We start from the raw sequence: 17928 nt of genomic DNA on the forward strand, positions 1-17928 counted from the left end.
CAATGGGTGCTGCATGAAACTCTTTCTGGTTCTTGTAATTGTTGTCCTCCTGTTGCTGCTGCTCCGCCCGGGTTTCGGATTTCGCGCGCAACGCCCGGCGACCTATGCCGACACCGGGCCAGCGTTTGACCTGCGCACGCAGCTTTCCGGCCCGCTGATCTCCGAAGGGATGATCTACGGTCCGGCTGGCCGTGTCGTGTCCACCTTCGTGGCAGAGATGCACGGCAGCTGGGACGGGGACAACGGTCTCCTGTCGGAGGATTTCCGCTATAGCGGCGGTTCGGTCCAACATCGCAGATGGCAGCTGACACTGGGCCCCCATGCCACGTTTACGGCAGAAGCGCCGGATCTGGTCGGCACCGGTCATGGACAACAGTCCGGCGCGACCGTGCGCCTCTCCTATCGCATTCGCCTGCAGGAGGACGCCGGAGGCCATGTGCTGGATGTCACCGACTGGATGTATCTGATGGAGAACGGCACCATCATGAACCGATCCGAATTGCGCAAATTCGGGATCAAGGTTGCGGAGCTGATCGCCACAATCCGGCCGGCCCCAACCGGAGACCGGTAAAGCCAGGGCCGCGCGATCCGGCCGAGGCGCCCTTGCGCCCACCCGGGCTATGGGCAAGACTGTCCAGATCTGAGGGCAAGCCGACGGACCCGCTGCCGGAGGGAGGAGAACCCGCTTTTGCTGAATTCCGTGCGCCTGCGCCTGCTGATCCTTGCCCTCTTGCCGCTGATCGTTTTGATGCCGCTCCTGATGGTTCTGGCGATGGCCCGCTGGAATTCGGACTATGACAAGGTCCTGATCGCCAATGTCGAAAGCGATCTTCGGATTGCGGAACAATACCTTGGGCAACTTCAAAGTAACTCTGCCCGCGCGCTGCAGGGGATCGCGGATTCTGCCCGCCTTGCGGCGTTGATGGCCGGGAACGCCACGGGACTGGAGATGTTTCTGGCCGAACAACAACAAGCGTTGGAGCTGGACTTTCTCTATCTGCTGGAGGGGGAGACGCTCACACAGGCCAAGGCGAAATGGCCGGTGATCCATGCCGCCGCTGCCGGTCGCCGGTCGTCGCAGATCGACATCTTTGATGCGGCAGACCTGAAAGCCCGATCTGCCGCTCTGGCAGAGCAGGCCCGTATCGACCTGATCGACACCGAGGCCGCCATCCCCACAGCGCGCGCGGTCGAGGATCGCGGCATGGTCGTCCATTCTGCCGCGCCGGTCCGTGGCATTGGTCCTCCGCGCGTGCTGGTCGGTGGGCTTCTGCTCAATCGCAACCTGGATTTCATCGACACCATCAATGCGCTGGTCTATCTGCATGGCCAGTCCGACGTCAGCCGTCAGGGCACGGCGACATTGTTTTTGGAGGACACCCGTGTCTCGACCAATGTACGTCTGTTCGAGGATGTCCGCGCCCTGGGCACCCGTGTGTCCGCCGCCGTGCGCGCTGCCGTCCTGACCCAGGGGAAAACCTGGCTGGACCGGGCCTTTGTCGTCAACGACTGGTATATTTCCGGCTACCTTCCGCTGACGGACAGCTTTGGAAAACGGGTGGGCATGCTCTACGTCGGCTTTCTGGAATCGCCGTATCAAACCGCCAAACGTGCCGCCTATTGGACCGTTTTCGGCGCCTTCGTTTTTGTCATCGCCCTGTCAGTGCCACTGTTTTTGTGGCTGGCCAAAGGCATTTTCGCCCCGCTTGAACAAATGACGCAGACGATGGAACGCGTGGAACGCGGCGACCTGACGGCCCGCAACGGCACCCGCGGGCGCAGCGACGAAATCGGCCAGGTTGCCGCCCATCTGGACAGCTTGCTGGACCAGGTGCAGGAACGCGACCGGCGGCTGCGCAATTGGGCGGACGAATTGAACGCCCGTGTGGAGGAGCGCACCAGCGAGTTGCAAGTCGCCAATGCCAAGCTGGAGGAGACCTTTCGCCAATTGGTGATGAGTGAAAAGCTCGCCTCGATCGGCGAGATCACAGCCGGCGTAGCCCATGAGATCAACAATCCCGTTGCGGTCATCCAGGGCAATGTCGACGTGATGCGCATGACCCTTGGCACGGCGGCGGACCCGGTGCGCACAGAATTGGATCTGATCGACAATCAGGTCATGCGGATTGGTGCCATTGTCGGCAAGCTGCTCCAATTCGCCCGGCCATCAGAGTTTGGCACCTTTGCCGAAAGCGTCGATATCGCCGCAGTGGTTCAGGACTGCCTGGTCCTGGTGGACCATGTGATTTCGCGGCAGGAAATCCGGGTCCTCACCCAGTTTGAGGACACGCCGACGGTCCATATCGACCCCGGCGAATTACAACAGGTGGTGATCAATATCATCATCAACGCCAGTCAGGCGATGGAGGGGCGCGGAACGCTTGCGATCTCACTGACCGCCGAAGACCGCGATGGCATCCCCGGCGCCGCCCTGCGCATTGCCGATACCGGGCCGGGCATTCCGGCGGATCGATTCGACCAGATTTTCGATCCGTTCTTTACCACCAAACGCGGCGAAGGCACCGGCCTTGGGCTGTCGATCAGCCAGACCCTGATCCAGCGGGCCGGGGGGCGGGTCAGCGTGCGCAACCGCCGTGCGCGCGGCGCGGAGTTCCTGCTCTGGCTGCCTGAACGGTCTGCAATTTTCGACTAGGGGTTATGGCCAACCGGCGCGTCCGGTCAGACCCCCCAGCTGGCACATTTCCGATCTATCGTCTTGCGTGAAACGCCCAGTCGGCGCGACGCTTCGGCGCGATTGCCGTCGCAAGCGTCCAGCACATGCATGATGTGGCGTTGCATCACCATGTCGAGATTGTCGATTGCGGCCAGGCCCGTGACCGAGCCGGTTCCGGCAAACGTGTCGGGAAAGGCGCCCAGGATCACCGAACGTTCAATCAGATTGCGCAGCTCGCGCACGTTGCCCGGCCAGTCATAACGCGAAAATTTCAGCAGGGTCTCCTGATCCAGCTCCAGCGCCGGCATGCCGAGACTGAGCGAAAACTGTTCCATGAACAGCGCCGCCAGCTCCACGATATCTTCGATCCGGTCCTTGAGCGGCGGCATCTCGATATTGACCACATTGATCCGGTGATAAAGGTCGGCGCGAAACCGACCCTCCTGCACCGCATCCGGCAGGGCGGCATTGGTGGCAAACAGAAACCGCAAGTTCAGCGGAATATCCCGTTCGGCGCCAACCGGACGGACCTTCTGATCCTCCAGCACCCGCAACAGCGCCGCCTGAACCTGGTCCGGCATCTGGGCGACCTCATCCAGAAACAGCGTGCCGCCATCGGCATGCAGGAACAGCCCGTCCCGGCGGCGGTCCTGTGCGTCGATGACGCCGAACAGTTCCTCCGCCAGCCGTTCCGGCGACAGGCTGGCGCAGTTGACCGCCACAAAGGGTTTCTCGGCCCGGTCCGAAAGCGAATGCAGGGTGCGCGCCGCGATCTCCTTGCCGGTGCCCGAGGGGCCGGTGAACAACACCGGCGTCGGCAGGGGCGCCAGCCGTTTCAACATGTCGCGCGCTTGTTCAATCGCATCGGACTTGCCCAGCAGCCGCCCACGGGCGCCGGGGTGCTCTGCCGAAAGCGCGTGTTTCAACAGGTAATTCTCGCGCCGCAGGTATTTGCGATCCAGCGCCCGGGCCACCGCGTTCAGGATCTGATTGGCGCGAAAAGGCTTCAGCACGAAATCGGCGATCCCGATGCGCAGGGCCTGGATCGCCGTATCAAGATCCGCATAGGCCGTCACCAGGATGGTATCGGCAAACAGGCCGACGCGGCGTTGCTCGGCGACCCAGTCCAGCCCGGTTTTGCCCGGCATGATGTTATCCAGGACGATCAGATCAAAATGGGCCTTGTCGAGAATATCCGACGCTTCGCTCGCAGAGGCCGCCTGCTCCACGCGTTTGCAGCGCGGGGCCAGCACCTTGGTCATGAAGTTGCGCATTCCCGGTTCGTCGTCGATCACCAGGATCGATGCCGACGACAGGGATTCCGAGTATTCATCGCGGATCGCAGTGACATTCATGGGTGCGCGACGATCAATTCAGCCGCACCGCTGCGCCGGAGTTTCGCTCCTGCGCGGAGAACCCTGCGTAGTCGAGGGCGAAATCGGAACCCACGGCGATAGCGCCGATCAGCACAAACCCAGCCAGCATGGCTTTCATATCTGTTGTCCTCTTGATTGGTGGTCGCGGTCATCAGACCCTCTGTCAGGTCCGGGTGGTTTTGCAGCGTCATGGCCCGTTTCATCGACAGCTGGTCTGCGTCTTGTCAAACTGGACTATAGCGAGCCGGGCCAAGGTCAAACAGGGGGCACGGCCTCAGAACCGTGCCGCGCCCCCGCTGTATCACCAGGTTTGATCGCTATTCTGCCGCGGTCGCCCCTGCCTCTTGCGGCTTTGCGCGTTCTTTTTCCTGCACCTCCTCCAGCCAGATGGAATGGTGCTGATGGGCCCAGGCCTCATCGACCTCGCCGGTTCCCATGGCATCATAAGCGCCCTCCATCCCGAGGGTCCCGATGTAGATATGCGCGATGATGATCGCCATCAGCACAAAGGCGACAATCGCATGCCACAGCTGGGCCAGCTGCATTTCCTCCTGCGGCGCCAGATCTGTTGGCAGCGGGCCATAGCCCACCCAGTTTGGCAGGCCGATATCGTTCAGGATCGTGAATGTCTTGGCAAAAAGCGGCAACTCGAAGGGGAACAGCAACGACAGGCCAGAAACAGAGATCGACGCCCCGAACAGGATCACCGACCAGAAGATGAGTTTCTGACCGGCGTTGAATTTTTTCGCCGGCGGGTGCTTCTTGCCGACGATGCCGCCGAATTGCCTGATCCAGACCAGATCGAGCCGGTTGGGAATATTATGCGCCACCCACAGCACAAAGACCACGATCAGCGCCAGCATGAACGCCCAGGACACCGAATTGTGGATCCATTTGGAGCCGATCAGCAGGACGGAGTTCACCTCCTTGCCCAGCAAGGGCTGGATCGCCACCCGGCCAAAAAGTGTCAAGAGCCCGGTCACCCCCAACAGGATGAACGACCCCGCAAGCGTCCAATGTGCCATGCGTTCAAAAAACGCAAAACGGGTGACGGTGCGGCCGGTTTTTTCGGCGTCGACGCGGACACGCCCCCGCAGCACAAAAAAGATCGCCAGAAGGCCGATTGTGACCAGCAGCAGGCCACCGCCATAGGTGCGCAAAGGTCTCTGCCGGACCGACAGCCAGCGCATGCCGCCATCCTGCACCAGCACGGTGGCCACCTCGCCCCCGGCTGAAACCCGCAGATCCGCGGAATTGTAGCGCAGCGCGCGCCACAGCTCCGGGTCGGACTGACCGCCCAGGGTCCCCAGCTGGTCGGCCATCGCTGCGGCGGAATTGGGATCGCCTGTGGCCATACTGCGGAAGCTGTCGTCGATGGGCTCGCCACGTTGGCGCGCCAGGATGTCGTCGAGCGTTTGCGCGCCGCCCGTGGCGCTGCGGTCCGGCGCAGCCGGTGTCGTCGCCTCTTGAGCCATGGCGGACAGACCGCACAGCAAGGCCAACTTCAGAACGATTGCGAAAATCAGGCGCGGCATGGACATACTCCCCCGAGAGGCCGGATTTGAATTCATAGCGTGTGACTGGATACCCCGGAGGGGCCCACCAATTGGCGGGCCACCCCCGTTTCACATTGCCGATTGGATCGGTCAGACGGCCTTAGCCGCCTTTCTGATCGTAGGCCGTTCCCCAGCCCCAGGCACCGGAGCCAAAGCCCCGCGCCACGACACGTTCACGGTAGACTGCGGAGACAATGTCTCCGTCCCCCGCCAACAGCGCCTTGGTGGAGCACATTTCGGCGCAGATCGGCAATTTGCCTTCTGCGATCCGGTTGCGTCCATACTTCTGGAACTCGGCCTGAGAGTTGTTTTCTTCGGGTCCGCCAGCGCAGAAGGTACATTTGTCCATCTTGCCACGCGAACCGAAGTTGCCTGCCTGGGGATACTGCGGCGCACCAAAGGGGCACGCGTAGAAACAGTAGCCACAGCCGATGCAGAGATCCTTGGAGTGGAGAACCACGCCTTCCTCGCTCTGGTAGAAACAATCGACCGGGCAGACCGCCATGCAGGGGGCATCGGAACAATGCATGCAGGCGACCGAGATCGACCGTTCACCGGGTTTGCCGTCATTGATGGTAACCACCCGACGCCGGTTGATGCCCCAGGGCACCTCGTGCTCGTTCTTGCAGGCAGTGACGCAGGCGTTGCATTCGATGCAGCGTTCGGCGTCGCACAGGAATTTAGCTCGTGCCATTTATCCGTCTCCTTACGCTGGCATAATCTTGCAGAGAGTGGCCTTGGTCTCCTGCATCTGGGTGACCGAGTCATACCCGTAGGTCTGGGCCGTATTGGTGCTTTCGCCCAGCACATAGGGGTCGGCGCCATCGGGATATTTCGATCGCTGATCCTCGCCCTGGAAATGCCCGCCAAAGTGGAACGGCATGAAGGCGACGCCTGATCCGACCCGTTCGGTCAGCATGGCCATGACTTTGACCTTGCCCCCCTCGGGGCCTTCGACCCAGACCTGCGCCCCGTCGCGGACCCCAAGATTGTTGGCATCGCGCGGGTTGATCTCGATGAACATGTCCTGTTGCAGTTCGGCGAGCCACGGGTTGGACCGGGTCTCGTCGCCGCCGCCCTCATATTCGACCAGACGGCCGGAGGTGAGGATGATCGGATACTCCTTGGACACATCGTTTTTCTGGATCGAGGCATACATGGTGGGCAGACGGTAGAATTTCCGATCCTCATAGGTCGGATAATCCGCCACCAGATCGCGCCGGTTGGAATAGAGCGGTTCGCGGTGCAGCGGCACCGGATCCGGGAAGGTCCAGACCACGGCACGGGCCTTGGCGTTGCCGAAGGGGGCGCAGCCATGCTTGATCGCGACGCGCTGGATACCGCCCGACAGGTCGGTCTTCCAGTTGACGCCTGCGGCCTTCTCGTCAAAGTCCGACGGGAAGGGAGACATCGACTGTTCGCCCACCTCTTCGCTGGCACCCTGGGTGCCGTCACCACTGGTCAGGCCCTGGGTTTCGCCATCGTCGCTTTCGCCGACGGTGTCGCCAATCGACAGCCCCGCCACCGAGGCAATCGAGCGGCGCTCCTCATCCGTCAGATCCCCGGCCCAGCCCAGATCCACCAGCATCTGATAGGTGAACTCCGGATAACCGTCCTGGATTTCCGCACCGGGGTTGGAGACCCCATCGGCCAGCAGATTGTCGCCATCGCGTTCCACCCCGAACCGGGCGCGGAAACACAGCCCGCCCTCGGCCACCGGTTTCGACATATCATAGAGGTTCGGCGTGCCCGGATGGTTCATCTCGGGCGTGCCCCAGCAGGGCCATGGCATGCCGTAGTAATCCCCGTCTGCGGGACCGCCGATCGCCTGCAGCGTGGTGCGATCAAACGTGTGCTGGTTCTCCATGTGGAGTTTGATCCGCTCCGGGCTCTGACCGGTGTAGCCCACCGTCCACATGCCGGAGTTGAACTCGCGGGTGATGCTCTCGATGTTGGGGGTTTCCGCGTCTTCCATCTCGATATTGCGGAACAGCCGGTCGGCCCAGCCGAACTTGTTGGCGAACTTGGCAATGATCACATGGTCCGGCAGGCTCTCGAACAAAGGCTCCACCACCTTGTCGCGCCACTGGATCGAACGGTTGGAGGCCGTCACCGAGCCTCGTGTCTCGAACTGGGTTGCGGCCGGCAACAGATAGACCCCATCGGTGCGATCATGCAAAACGGCCGACACCGTCGGATAAGGATCCACCACGACAAGCATGTCGAGCTTTTCCATTGCCGTCTTCATTTCCGGCATCCGCGTCTGCGAGTTGGGCGCATGCCCCCAAAGCACCATCGCACGGACCTTGTTGGGCTGATCCATGTTTTCGGCATCTTCCAGCACGCCATCAATCCAGCGGCTGACCGGGATGCCGGTTTCCTGCATCAGGTTCTTGTCCTTGCCATCGGCGCCTTTGACGATCTCGAACTGGGACTTGAGCCAGTCCATATCCTCGCCCCAGACACGCCCCCAATGGGCCCATGCCCCGGCCGACAGACCGTAGTAGCCCGGCAGCGTATGGCTGAGAACGCCGAGGTCGGTCGCCCCCTGCACATTGTCATGTCCGCGGAAGATATTGGTGCCGCCGCCTTCGGTGCCCATGTTGCCCAGCGCCAGCTGCAGGATGCAATAGGCGCGGGTGTTGTTGTTGCCATTGGTGTGCTGGGTGCCGCCCATGCACCAGATCACGGTGCCGGGACGGTTGTTGGCAAGGGTGCGCGCCACACGTTCCAGCTGGCGGCCGGGCGTGCCGGTGACACGTTCGACCTCTTCCGGGGTCCATTTGGCGACTTCGTCACGGATCTGATCCATGCCCCAGACACGGGTGCGGATGAACTCCTTGTCTTCCCAGCCGTTCTCGAAGATGTGCCACAGGAGGCCCCAGACCAGCGCCACATCAGTGCCCGGGCGGAAGCGCACATATTCGTCAGCATGGGCCGCCGTGCGTGTGAAACGCGGATCGCAAACGATCAGCGGCGCGTTGTTCTGCTCTTTGGCCTTCAGCACATGCAGCAGCGAGACGGGATGCGCCTCGGCCGGGTTGCCGCCGATGATGAAGATCGCCTTGGAGTTATGGATGTCGTTGTAGCTGTTGGTCATGGCGCCGTAGCCCCATGTATTCGCAACACCGGCAACGGTGGTGGAGTGGCAGATCCGCGCCTGATGGTCCACGTTGTTGGTGCCCCAATAGGCGGCGAACTTGCGGAACAGATAGGCCTGTTCGTTGTTATGCTTGGCAGAGCCGAGCCAGTAGACGCTGTCAGGTCCGCTTTCTTCGCGGATCTGCATCATGCCGTCGCCGATCTCGTTGATCGCCTGCTCCCAGGAGATCCGCTTCCACTCGCCTCCCTCTTTTTTCATCGGGTACTTCAGGCGGCGTTCGCCATGCGCGTGTTCGCGCACCGAGGCCCCTTTTGCGCAATGGGCGCCAAGGTTGAAGGGGCTGTCCCAACCGGGTTCCTGACCGGTCCAGACGCCGTTTTGCACCTCTGCCACCACGGTGCAGCCGACCGAGCAATGGGTGCAGACGGATTTGATCGTCTCGACGGCTCCGGTGGCCGATGCGGCCGCGTTGGCCTGCGTTACGGTTCCACCTGTCGCACTGATCGCGGCAAGCCCGCCAATCGCGAGGCCAGATCCGCGCAGAAACGCGCGGCGGTCGACGGATGTGTCACCGACCTTGGACAGGATACTGGTCCGCTGGGGGCGTCGCGCAACCCCGTTGGTCTTTTTCCTAAGCATGTTCTACCTCCCTTGCTTGTTCCTGACATCAGGAACGCGCTGGGTTTGTTGGAAAACCTTCGCTCTGTCGGGCGTCACGCAACCAGTTGGCAAAGGCACGAAGGCATCCGGCTGAAAATCAGAACCGGGTGCTGTCGTAGTAGGCCCGCGTGTGCGCGGTATCCTGTATCTTGTCAGATGACAGGTCGGGGGTCGCGGCTTCCGCCTCGCCTCCGGTGGTGGCAAGCGCCACGGCCGCTGCCGGCGTGGTGGTTGCTGCCAGTTTCAGAAACGCGCGGCGACTGGCGCCTTCTTCGTTCCGTGCCATTGGGATCCTCCTCCTCATTGAACTGTCGGGACCCGGTTCTGCTTGGGTCCCTATCTCGGGCAGCTGGTCCGCCCTCCCCTGCGCGTGCCCCTCACGCGCGTCTGACTGAACAGATGGCGGGCCCTCAGCCCCCCAGCCGAAATCCTTCTGCCTCGATCTCCATGAAGGCGCGCCCGACCGCCCCGAGCGACGCATAAAGAACCGAATTCTTCGCCCCTTCGAGATCGGCAAAGAAATGCCCGGCCCATGGGCCGATGTGTTTGTTGAAAAAAGTCTTCTGGACCTCGAGCGTCGCGGGCGTACCGAACCGACCGGCAATCAACGCGCCCATCATCTCCATCAGGGAGGCGATGTTGTCTTCCGGCTCGAACACGTTTTCTGCGCGGCTCAGCCCCCGGGCCGTCATATCGTTGCGCAGCGCGGCCAGCGGCTTTTCGTTGAGAAACCCCGTCAGATAATAGCTGGCATAGGGCAGCAGCTCGCCGCGCCCCAGGCCGATGAACAGCGCATTGAACTCCCGTTCCACGCCCGCGGGTTTTGTTCGCTTTGCCACCCGCGCCATCTGCGTGATCGCCTGCCCAAGCGGTGTGTCATCGCCAGTCAGACCCGCCGTCTGATCCAGCAGCATCTGGTCCGGCGGGGCGGACAGCATCAGACCCAGATAGTTGTAAAGATCCGCGCGCAGGCGGTCCTCGTCGCTCACCTTCGGCATCGCCAGAGCTGCATCGGTCATCCGGTTCTCCTGTGTCATGCGGTCTCTTCCGCGCTGTCAAAGACAAACCGCATCCGACGGGGTGCCGCCTGCAACGGCATCTCGTCGTCGAATTCCTGCGGCGCGGCCTCGGCTACGGCGGTCGGGTCTGCATCGGGTTGGGGCGCCGTCCCCGCGTCGATTGGCCCCTGCGCCATGGCGGGATCTGCATCGGGCGCGGGAGCGGTTGCGGCAACGGCGAGTTCTGACTCCGCCTCGGGCGTCGCGTCACCCTCGGCACCGTCAGCCTCGGGCAGCTGCGAATCCTGGGCGGCCTTTTCGGCGGCCGCTTCCGCTTGCCGTGCCAGTTCCTCGACATGGGCAGTCATGCCCTTGCCGACCTGATACGCGGTCTGAATATGCTCCACCGCCATGGCCGCATCGGTGAAATCATCGCCGTAATCCAACAGCCCATCGACATTGGCCAGAACCGGGTTCGTGATCCAGAGACGACGCAGCGCGCGCGTCTTGATCCTCGCCGGGACGACGTCAGTCAAAAAGGCCTTGAAGTCATCGCCCGGACCCAGCGTTTCCGGGTCCGGCAGATCGAGCGACGCGAGGATCTCTGCGTCATCAACCTCGGCCAGCTCCGCCTCGCGCGCGGCGATGTCCGCATCTGCGGTCGCGCGTGCCTCAGCCTGCGCCTCCGCCTCGACCGCTGCGCGGCGGCGGTCCCAGAAGGTCCGGCCCGTCATTGCAGCCGCTCCTTGCGGGCCTTGACAGGGGCGCGGTAGACATCGGTCATCTGCGGAATACGGGCATCGCCGACACCGTCTTCTTCCAGATCGGTGCGGGTGCGGTCGCGGCGGCGTTTGCGGAATTCTTCTTCCTTGAAATGCGCCAAAGTGAAATCCCGCACCCAGGCGACCAGCCCGGCAGGCATCTCAACCTTTTCGACCTGATCCTCGCCGGTATCGGCATAGTCCTGCGCCTCAAAGGGCGAGGCCGTGACCAGCGTCAATTCGGGGCGCGCGCCGGCGCCTGTGCGCATCACCACATAGACGCTGGGCGGGCTGGCGGTCAGCCCTTGCATATAGGCCTCCGCATCGGCGCGGTGCAGTTCCAGCGGCAGGGTTGCGGCATGAAACTCGCAGGCGCCCTCGTCCTCGCGCAACGGCCGCCAGTCGGCAGGGGCGGCGCCGGGCAGAACGGCCACGGCTTTCCACGCCCATTTCGCCCAGAGCGTGACCCCCGGACTGCGTCGGATGACGATCCCCAGCGGCATCATATCGATTTTGGCCTTGGCTTGGTCCACGCGGTCATCCTTGCTCTTGCCCCGCAAGACTGCCGCAAAGTCACCCCGCTGCAAAAGGACGCTGTTCGCTGCTTGCTGCCATTTTCAGCACATTCGGACAATTTGGACCGCCTTTCGGTCACGCGTCGCCACGCCTGGACGAAATGTCTATTTTTAGTTTTTTTATCAGGCATTCAATTTTGCTGATCTCTGCGCGAATCACTTCGCCAAGGCGGGGCCGCCTGACGCGGGCCCAGCGCCGAAGCAGTGGTTTACGTGGTGGCGGAATCATGCCTAGGGTGTGCACCTGAACCGTGAAACCGGCACCCAATGCCAGCCTGACCGCCAGCGAGGAAAAGATGTCCAAACGCCTGATTTTATGTGATTGTTCTGGCTCTCAACCGCTCGACCCAAAGGCCCTGTCAGACGCCACTGGCTTTGCCTGTTCCAAAGTCCATTCCGCCCTCTGCAGCACGGAATTGGACGCCGCCGCCACCGCGCTCGGGACGGCGGACGCAGTTTTTTGCTGCACACAGGAAAGCCGGTTGTTTGCCGAACTCGCGGCCGAAATCGGGGTGGAGGCCCCCGCCGTCCTCGACCTGCGCGACCGGGCCGGATGGTCGCAAGACGCGACAAACCCTGCGGATCTGATACCCAAAATGTCCGCGCTGGTCGCCGAAAGCCAGCTGACCGGCACAGCGGCGAAGACACTCGATGTGGTCAGCGAGGGGATCTGTCTGATCGCCGGACCAGCCGAGGTCGCCCTGCACGCGGCAGAAAAGCTGCAGGACATCCTCAGCGTCACCGTGTTGTTGACCACCCCGGCAGAGCCCCCACTCGGACGCGGGTTCGACTGTATCCAGGGATCTCTGCGCAGCGCGCGCGGTGCCCTCGGCGGCTTTGTGGTGACGGTCGACGCGCTGCAACAGCTCGATGTCACGGGCCGCAGATGGTCCTGGACGCCGCCGCGCGATGGCGGCCAGTCCGCCTGCGACATTCTGCTTGATCTGCGCGGCGGGACACCGCTGTTTCCCGCCCCCGAAAAACGCGAAGGCTATCTGCGGGCTGATCCGAAATCCGCCCCCGCCCTGGCCGATGCCATTCTTGCCGCGAGCCAGCTGGTCGGGACATTTGAAAAACCGCTTTATGTGAAAACCGAACCCCTGTTATGCGCCCATTCCCGCGCCAGGCAGACCGGATGCACGCGCTGTCTTGACGTCTGTCCCACCGGCGCGATCACACCGGATGGCGACCATGTCCGCATCGATCCCATGATCTGCGCGGGCTGTGGTGCCTGCGCTTCGCTCTGTCCCTCCGCTGCGATAACCTATGATGCGCCCGCGGCGGATGATTTGTTCCGCCGTATCCAGACCCTGGCAAAGGCCTATCTGGCTGCAGGTGGACAGGGTCCGCGTTTGCTGGCCGTCGACGCCCATGGCGGCGACATGATCCGCCTGGCTGCCCGGTTCGACCGTGGCCTGCCAGCGGCGGTGATCCCGCTCGAGGTCGAGGCGTTGAATACCGTCGGTCACGCTGAAATTCTCGCCGCACGCGCCGCCGGTTTTCTCGAAGTGGCGGTGCTGCCCGGCCCCCGCACGGATCTGGCGGTGCAGGAGCGTGAAATCCAGCTGGCCAATGCCATTTCGCCCGGCGCCGCCCGCCTGATTGATGCGGCAGAGCCGGAGGCCCTGTGCGACGCGCTTTATGCCCCGCAGGACATGGCCAGCGCCGTCGCAACGCCACAGCGTCCGATGGGCACGCGGCGCCAGATCACCCGTCAGGCGGCGCTGGCGCTCAACGGGCCGGAGGCCCGGTTGCCGCTGCCCGCCGGGGCCCCGTATGGCGCGGTTCTGGTCAATCAGGAGGCCTGTTCACTCTGCCTGTCCTGTGTATCGCTCTGCCCCTCAGGCGCGCTTGTCGACAACCCCGACCTGCCGCAGCTGCGCTTTCAGGAGGATGCCTGCCTGCAATGCGGTCTTTGTGCCAATATCTGTCCCGAGGATGCGATAACCTATGCACCCCGGCTCAACCTCAGCCCGAGCGCGCTGGATCAGGTTGTGCTGCACGAAGAAGAGCCCTTTGCCTGCGTCGAATGCGGCACCCTGTTTGGGGTGAAATCCACGGTGGAAAAGATCACGGAAAAACTGGCGGGCAAACACGCCATGTTCGCCAATCCTGATGCCGCGAGAATGATCCAGATGTGCGATGATTGCCGGGTGAATGCCCAGTTCCACCAAAAGAATTCCCCTTTTGCAGGAGCCGAACGCCCCCGGGTCCGCACCACCGAGGATTACCTCAGCAAACGGCGCGACCACTAGGTGGGGCGCTGTCGTGGCCCAACCGCTGCCCCCTGCCGCAGCCGCCACGCAGCACAGGGTGGCGGGTTGCTTAATCCTGTCACTCCGGCCATCGGCCATGCTAGGAAACCAACAAGACATGCGTCACGCCCGCTCTGCGGCGCCTGACACCCAACGCCAACCAAGGAGAAGCCCCGCGTGTCCATAACCCGCGACGCCGTCCTCGACGCCCTCAAGACCCTTACCGACCCCAACAGCGGCAGCGATATCGTCGCCGCCGGCATCGTCCGTGCCCTGACGCTGGACGGGGCGAATGTCCGTTTCGTGCTGGAAATCGACCCGGCCCAATCCGAGGCCTACGCGCCGATCCGTGATCAGGCCGAGGCCCTGGTCAAGGCCTTGACCGGGGTTGGCACCGTCTCTGCCCTGATGACCGCCCATAGCACCAAGGCGCCGCCGGATCTGAAACCCTCCAAACCCGCCTCCCCCACCGGCCCACAAAGCATCCCCGGCGTCGCCCGGATCATCGCGGTGGCCTCTGGCAAGGGCGGCGTCGGCAAATCCACCGTCTCGGCCAATCTCGCCTGTGCACTGGCGCAGGCTGGACGGCGGGTCGGGCTGCTGGATGCGGATGTCTATGGCCCCAGCCAGCCTCGCATGCTGGGCGTGTCGGGTCGCCCGGCCAGCCCGGATGGCAAGACCATCCTGCCGCTGCGCAACCATGGCGTCACCATGATGTCCATCGGGCTGATGACCAATGATGACCAGGCTGTGGTCTGGCGCGGACCGATGCTGATGGGCGCGTTGCAGCAGATGATGATGCAGGTGCAATGGGGGGCGCTCGACGTGCTGATCGTGGACCTGCCGCCCGGCACCGGCGATGTGCAGATGACGCTGGCGCAAAAGGCCCACGTGGACGGGGCCATTGTGGTCTCCACCCCGCAGGATGTCGCATTGATCGACGCCCGCAAGGGCATCGACATGTTCCAGAAGCTGAACGTGCCGATCCTCGGGCTGATCGAAAATATGTCGACCCATATCTGCTCCAACTGCGGGCATGAGGAACATATCTTTGGGCATGGTGGCGTCGCCGCCGAAGCAGAGAAGCTGAACGTGCCGCTGCTGGCCGAGGTGCCGCTGCACCTGGATGTGCGTCTGGCCTCTGACGGGGGGGCGCCCATCGTGGTCTCCAAACCCGACAGCCCTCAGGCAAAGGTGTTCCACGAGATCGCCGCAGGTCTGGTGGCCCGGGGCGTGGCATGAGCGCCGAGGTCACCTTTCCTCCCCTGATGTCGGGGGAGGCCGTGGCCCCGGGGATTGATCCTTTCGACCTGGCGCGCCAGCGGGCGGAGCTGGGGGTGGACGCCGGGCTGGTTGTTCATGACCTCGGCGCCACCACCCTGCGCGCCGCGCTGGTGCTGGCCCCCGATGTGCCCCTGCACAAAGCCATGGCCATGCTGCCGGTCTGTGGCCTCGGGTTTCAGAACGCGCTTGGTGCGCTGGCCCCACCGGAGGTGGCCGTGCACCTTGAATGGGATGGAGGGCTGCGCATCAACGGGGCCGCCAGCGGCCGCCTGAAAGTGGCCGCCAGCGACACGCGCCCCGACACCGTGCCCGACTGGCTGGTGGTCGCCCTGACCCTGCCGCTCTGGCCCGAGGGCGAAGGCGGTCAGACCCCGGACCAAACCGCGCTTTTTGCGGAGGGCTGTGCCGATGTCTCGGCCCCGCGCCTGCTGGAAAGCTGGGCCCGCCATTGCCTGCACTGGATCAACCGGTGGGACGATGGCGATATGAAGGCGCTGCATGACGACTGGCGCGGCCTTGTTCACGGGATCGGCGAACAGACCACCTGCGCCGGACACAGCGGCACCTTCCTTGGTGTTGACGAGGATTTCGCCATGTTGCTGCGCGACGACAAAACCACCCATCTGATCCCCCTGACCAGCCTGCTGGTCCAGGATTGACAGGAGAGAGCCGATGAAGCTGGCCCGCGCCATTCACTTTGACGAAAGCGACATGAATGTCTTTGCCAACCCGGCCCGCACTGGCGAATGGTGCATTTCCGGTGGCTTTGAATTTTCCAACTGGACCGAAGGCGATCTGGTCGGCAAGCAGCGGCAGGCCTTTGCCAATGGCTGGATGGGTCTGGAGACCGGCGGACGGGTGACATTTGTCGCCGTCACCCAGGTGCAGACAGATGAGATCACCGCTCTGATCGAACAATTGGCTAGCCATTTTGTGGCGGTCTACGGCGCCCCCGGCCTGGATGCCGCCCGCCCCGTCGCCGAAGCGGAACTGGATCACATGGCAGAGCTGTGCGAAGACCATCCGGCCAATACGCTTCTGACCGTCTCGCGCGAGCTGACCGAAGCGGGCGTGCGCGAGAGTTTCCGCAGTATCGAACCCCAGGATGCCGGCTTGGAACAGTTTGCAATCCACGTAACACCGGAGGCCTGAACCACCGCCGTCCCCCCGGCGCATCTGACATCCCGCGCGAACCTCGGTCGCGAACAGGCGCCTAGTTTGCCGCGGGACGCCGGGTGGGGATCCGCGCCGGCCGCAGGGGGATATCCGACAGGCGCAGGACGACGGCACCCTCCGCATGGGCGACGGACCAGTCCAGCCCGGTGGCGGGGTGACGCAGCGACGGCGGCAGCGCTTCGCAGGCCTGTGGCTCTTCCTCGCACAGAACCACATCGCGACCGGTCAGATAGACCAGACGGAGCCGGAGCGCACGGGCATGCTGGATCGCGGCCCCGCGCACCGCAGGGATCGACAGATAGGTCCCGGTCACAAACAGGGTCTGCGGACCGGTGCCGATCTCTGTCGCGAAGCGGCGCGTTTCATGCTGCCAGCTGACCATATTGCGGTATTGCAGGACCGAAAACATCGCAAACAGCATCGCCAGCCCGGCCAGCGTCACCCGCGCCGCGCGCAGCGACAGGCTCTGCGACAGATGCCCCAGCAGCACCGCATAAAAGACAAAGGCAAACCCCAGAACCCGTGGCGGCATCACCACGCCGCTCTTGATCGCCTGCACCGCGATCAGTGCAAGCCCCATCGCGATGCCGAGCAGCGGATAGGCGGCCTTCCACACATCGCGACGCCCCACCTGAAACAGCGCGAGCAGGCCAAGCCCCAGCAGGACATAGGTCAAGGGCATGGTATCGTAAGAGATGACCCGCGCGGTCAGCGCCAACACCTCGACCAGCCGATCAACATTCGCCAGGGCCGAGGCGATGTCATGCGCCGGAGTTGGCGTTCGCCAGTCAGCCATCGGAATGCCAAAAACGCCGTGATAGGCAAAATTCAGCGTGTAGATCAGCAGCATGCCCAGCGCAAAGCTGCCGACGAAAATCGCCAAGACCTGTGCCAGATGCCCCGCACTCCGCGGCGCATCCCGACGGGTCAGGCAGATCGCCAGCAACAGGAGCGGGTTCATCGTGTAGCCCATCAGCGCAATCGGCACGAAGGCCACCAGCAACCAGCGCCCCCACCGCTCCGGCAGCAGAACGCACAGCACGCCATAGGCGGCGCAGACCATCGCGCCCGGCAGCAATGTATTGAACCAGAACGAAATCAGCAGCATCGGCGCCGACAGCCCCGCCAGCAGCGCCACCGAAAGCTTGCGCCAGAGCTCCGTATCGCGCCCGAAAGCCAGATGCACCAGCGCCCCGAGGTAGACGGCCCAACTGCCCTGATACAGCGCAAAGCTCAGCGGGGCGGGCCAGGGATCGGTCCAGAGCAACCAAAGATAATTGAGCCAGCGCCCCTCGCTGCGGGTCTTGGGGTAATATCCGCGTGCATCGTTGAACAGCGCCTGAAAATCGTCGTGCCGCAGCAACGGGTCCGGCACCTGTGGCGCGGCGGCCAGCATCAGCCCCGCGAAGGTCAGCGCGATCAGCAAAAAGAGGCCGCGCAGATTCCGGTCGCCAGTAACGCCCATCCGGTCCGCAAACAGGGCGCGGATTGCAACTGGCATCCCTGCGCC

Annotated in this window: 16 protein-coding genes; 6 read left to right on the forward strand and 10 right to left on the reverse strand. The window is 63.4% G+C overall.

The features are described from left to right. The first annotated feature begins 13 nt into the window (after nucleotides 1-13). Together TRIHO_RS22770 and TRIHO_RS22775 are read left to right on the forward strand one after the other, a co-directional pair. The gene (locus TRIHO_RS22770) at nucleotides 14-571 is read left to right on the forward strand and encodes a DUF3833 domain-containing protein (protein WP_068249061.1); all 558 of its coding nucleotides are present in this window, start codon (nucleotides 14-16) and stop codon (nucleotides 569-571) included. Nucleotides 572-691: 120 nt separating this feature from the next. After that, nucleotides 692-2653 (forward strand): sensor histidine kinase, encoded by a 1962-nt coding sequence (locus TRIHO_RS22775; RefSeq protein ID WP_068249142.1) that lies wholly within the window; start codon nucleotides 692-694, stop codon nucleotides 2651-2653. 26 nt (nucleotides 2654-2679) lie between these two features. On the opposite strand, the gene TRIHO_RS22780 is transcribed toward TRIHO_RS22775, so the two are convergent. The 9 genes from TRIHO_RS22780 to TRIHO_RS22815 form a co-directional block, all read right to left on the reverse strand. Then, on the reverse strand, nucleotides 2680-4029 hold the full coding sequence (locus tag TRIHO_RS22780; RefSeq protein WP_068249063.1) for a sigma-54-dependent transcriptional regulator: 1350 nt from the start codon (nucleotides 4027-4029) through the stop codon (nucleotides 2680-2682). 13 nt (nucleotides 4030-4042) lie between these two features. Next, entirely contained in the window at nucleotides 4043-4168 is a 126-nt protein-coding gene (locus TRIHO_RS24345; protein WP_269745374.1) for a hypothetical protein, read from the reverse strand. Nucleotides 4169-4367: 199 nt separating this feature from the next. Continuing rightward, nucleotides 4368-5585 carry a formate dehydrogenase subunit gamma gene (locus TRIHO_RS22785; RefSeq protein ID WP_068249144.1) on the reverse strand — a complete coding sequence of 406 codons (1218 nt, stop codon included), beginning with the start codon at nucleotides 5583-5585 and terminating at the stop codon, nucleotides 4368-4370. Nucleotides 5586-5706: 121 nt separating this feature from the next. Next, nucleotides 5707-6300, reverse strand: coding sequence for a formate dehydrogenase FDH3 subunit beta (fdh3B, locus tag TRIHO_RS22790; protein ID WP_068249064.1), 594 nt, complete (start codon nucleotides 6298-6300; stop codon nucleotides 5707-5709). A 12-nt stretch (nucleotides 6301-6312) separates the two neighbouring features. After that, nucleotides 6313-9348 carry a formate dehydrogenase subunit alpha gene (locus tag TRIHO_RS22795; protein WP_068249065.1) on the reverse strand — a complete coding sequence of 1012 codons (3036 nt, stop codon included), beginning with the start codon at nucleotides 9346-9348 and terminating at the stop codon, nucleotides 6313-6315. A gap of 118 nt (nucleotides 9349-9466) precedes the next feature. Then, nucleotides 9467-9655 (reverse strand): twin-arginine translocation pathway signal protein, encoded by a 189-nt coding sequence (locus TRIHO_RS22800; RefSeq protein ID WP_068249066.1) that lies wholly within the window; start codon nucleotides 9653-9655, stop codon nucleotides 9467-9469. 124 nt (nucleotides 9656-9779) lie between these two features. Further along, nucleotides 9780-10388: a TorD/DmsD family molecular chaperone gene (locus TRIHO_RS22805; protein WP_068249067.1), complete on the reverse strand. Its 609-nt coding sequence runs from the start codon at nucleotides 10386-10388 to the stop codon at nucleotides 9780-9782. A gap of 14 nt (nucleotides 10389-10402) precedes the next feature. After that, nucleotides 10403-11101, reverse strand: coding sequence for a DUF3306 domain-containing protein (locus TRIHO_RS22810; RefSeq protein ID WP_068249069.1), 699 nt, complete (start codon nucleotides 11099-11101; stop codon nucleotides 10403-10405). Then, the gene (locus TRIHO_RS22815; protein ID WP_068249146.1) at nucleotides 11098-11631 is read right to left on the reverse strand and encodes a DUF3305 domain-containing protein; all 534 of its coding nucleotides are present in this window, start codon (nucleotides 11629-11631) and stop codon (nucleotides 11098-11100) included. Before TRIHO_RS22815 ends, TRIHO_RS22810 begins: the two co-directional genes overlap by 4 nt. Before the next feature lie 368 nt (nucleotides 11632-11999). Between TRIHO_RS22815 and TRIHO_RS22820 the strand changes: the two genes are divergently transcribed. From TRIHO_RS22820 to TRIHO_RS22835, 4 genes are all read left to right on the forward strand, one after another. Continuing rightward, nucleotides 12000-13958, forward strand: a complete 1959-nt coding sequence (locus tag TRIHO_RS22820) for a 4Fe-4S binding protein (protein WP_068249151.1) — start codon at nucleotides 12000-12002, stop codon at nucleotides 13956-13958. A 177-nt stretch (nucleotides 13959-14135) separates the two neighbouring features. After that, nucleotides 14136-15200: an iron-sulfur cluster carrier protein ApbC gene (gene apbC, locus TRIHO_RS22825; RefSeq protein WP_068249071.1), complete on the forward strand. Its 1065-nt coding sequence runs from the start codon at nucleotides 14136-14138 to the stop codon at nucleotides 15198-15200. Continuing rightward, nucleotides 15197-15901: a biotin/lipoate--protein ligase family protein gene (locus TRIHO_RS22830; RefSeq protein WP_068249073.1), complete on the forward strand. Its 705-nt coding sequence runs from the start codon at nucleotides 15197-15199 to the stop codon at nucleotides 15899-15901. Before apbC ends, TRIHO_RS22830 begins: the two co-directional genes overlap by 4 nt. Nucleotides 15902-15914: 13 nt before the next feature. Continuing rightward, nucleotides 15915-16394: a DUF6505 family protein gene (locus TRIHO_RS22835; protein WP_068249075.1), complete on the forward strand. Its 480-nt coding sequence runs from the start codon at nucleotides 15915-15917 to the stop codon at nucleotides 16392-16394. A gap of 61 nt (nucleotides 16395-16455) precedes the next feature. Here the strand turns inward: TRIHO_RS22835 and TRIHO_RS22840 are convergent, their stop codons facing one another. Next, nucleotides 16456-17919 (reverse strand): hypothetical protein, encoded by a 1464-nt coding sequence (locus tag TRIHO_RS22840; protein ID WP_068249077.1) that lies wholly within the window; start codon nucleotides 17917-17919, stop codon nucleotides 16456-16458. Nucleotides 17920-17928 lie beyond the last annotated feature (9 nt).

Source organism: Tritonibacter horizontis, from assembly GCF_001518015.1.
In the GTDB taxonomy this organism is placed as follows: Bacteria; Pseudomonadota; Alphaproteobacteria; order Rhodobacterales; family Rhodobacteraceae; genus Epibacterium; species Epibacterium horizontis.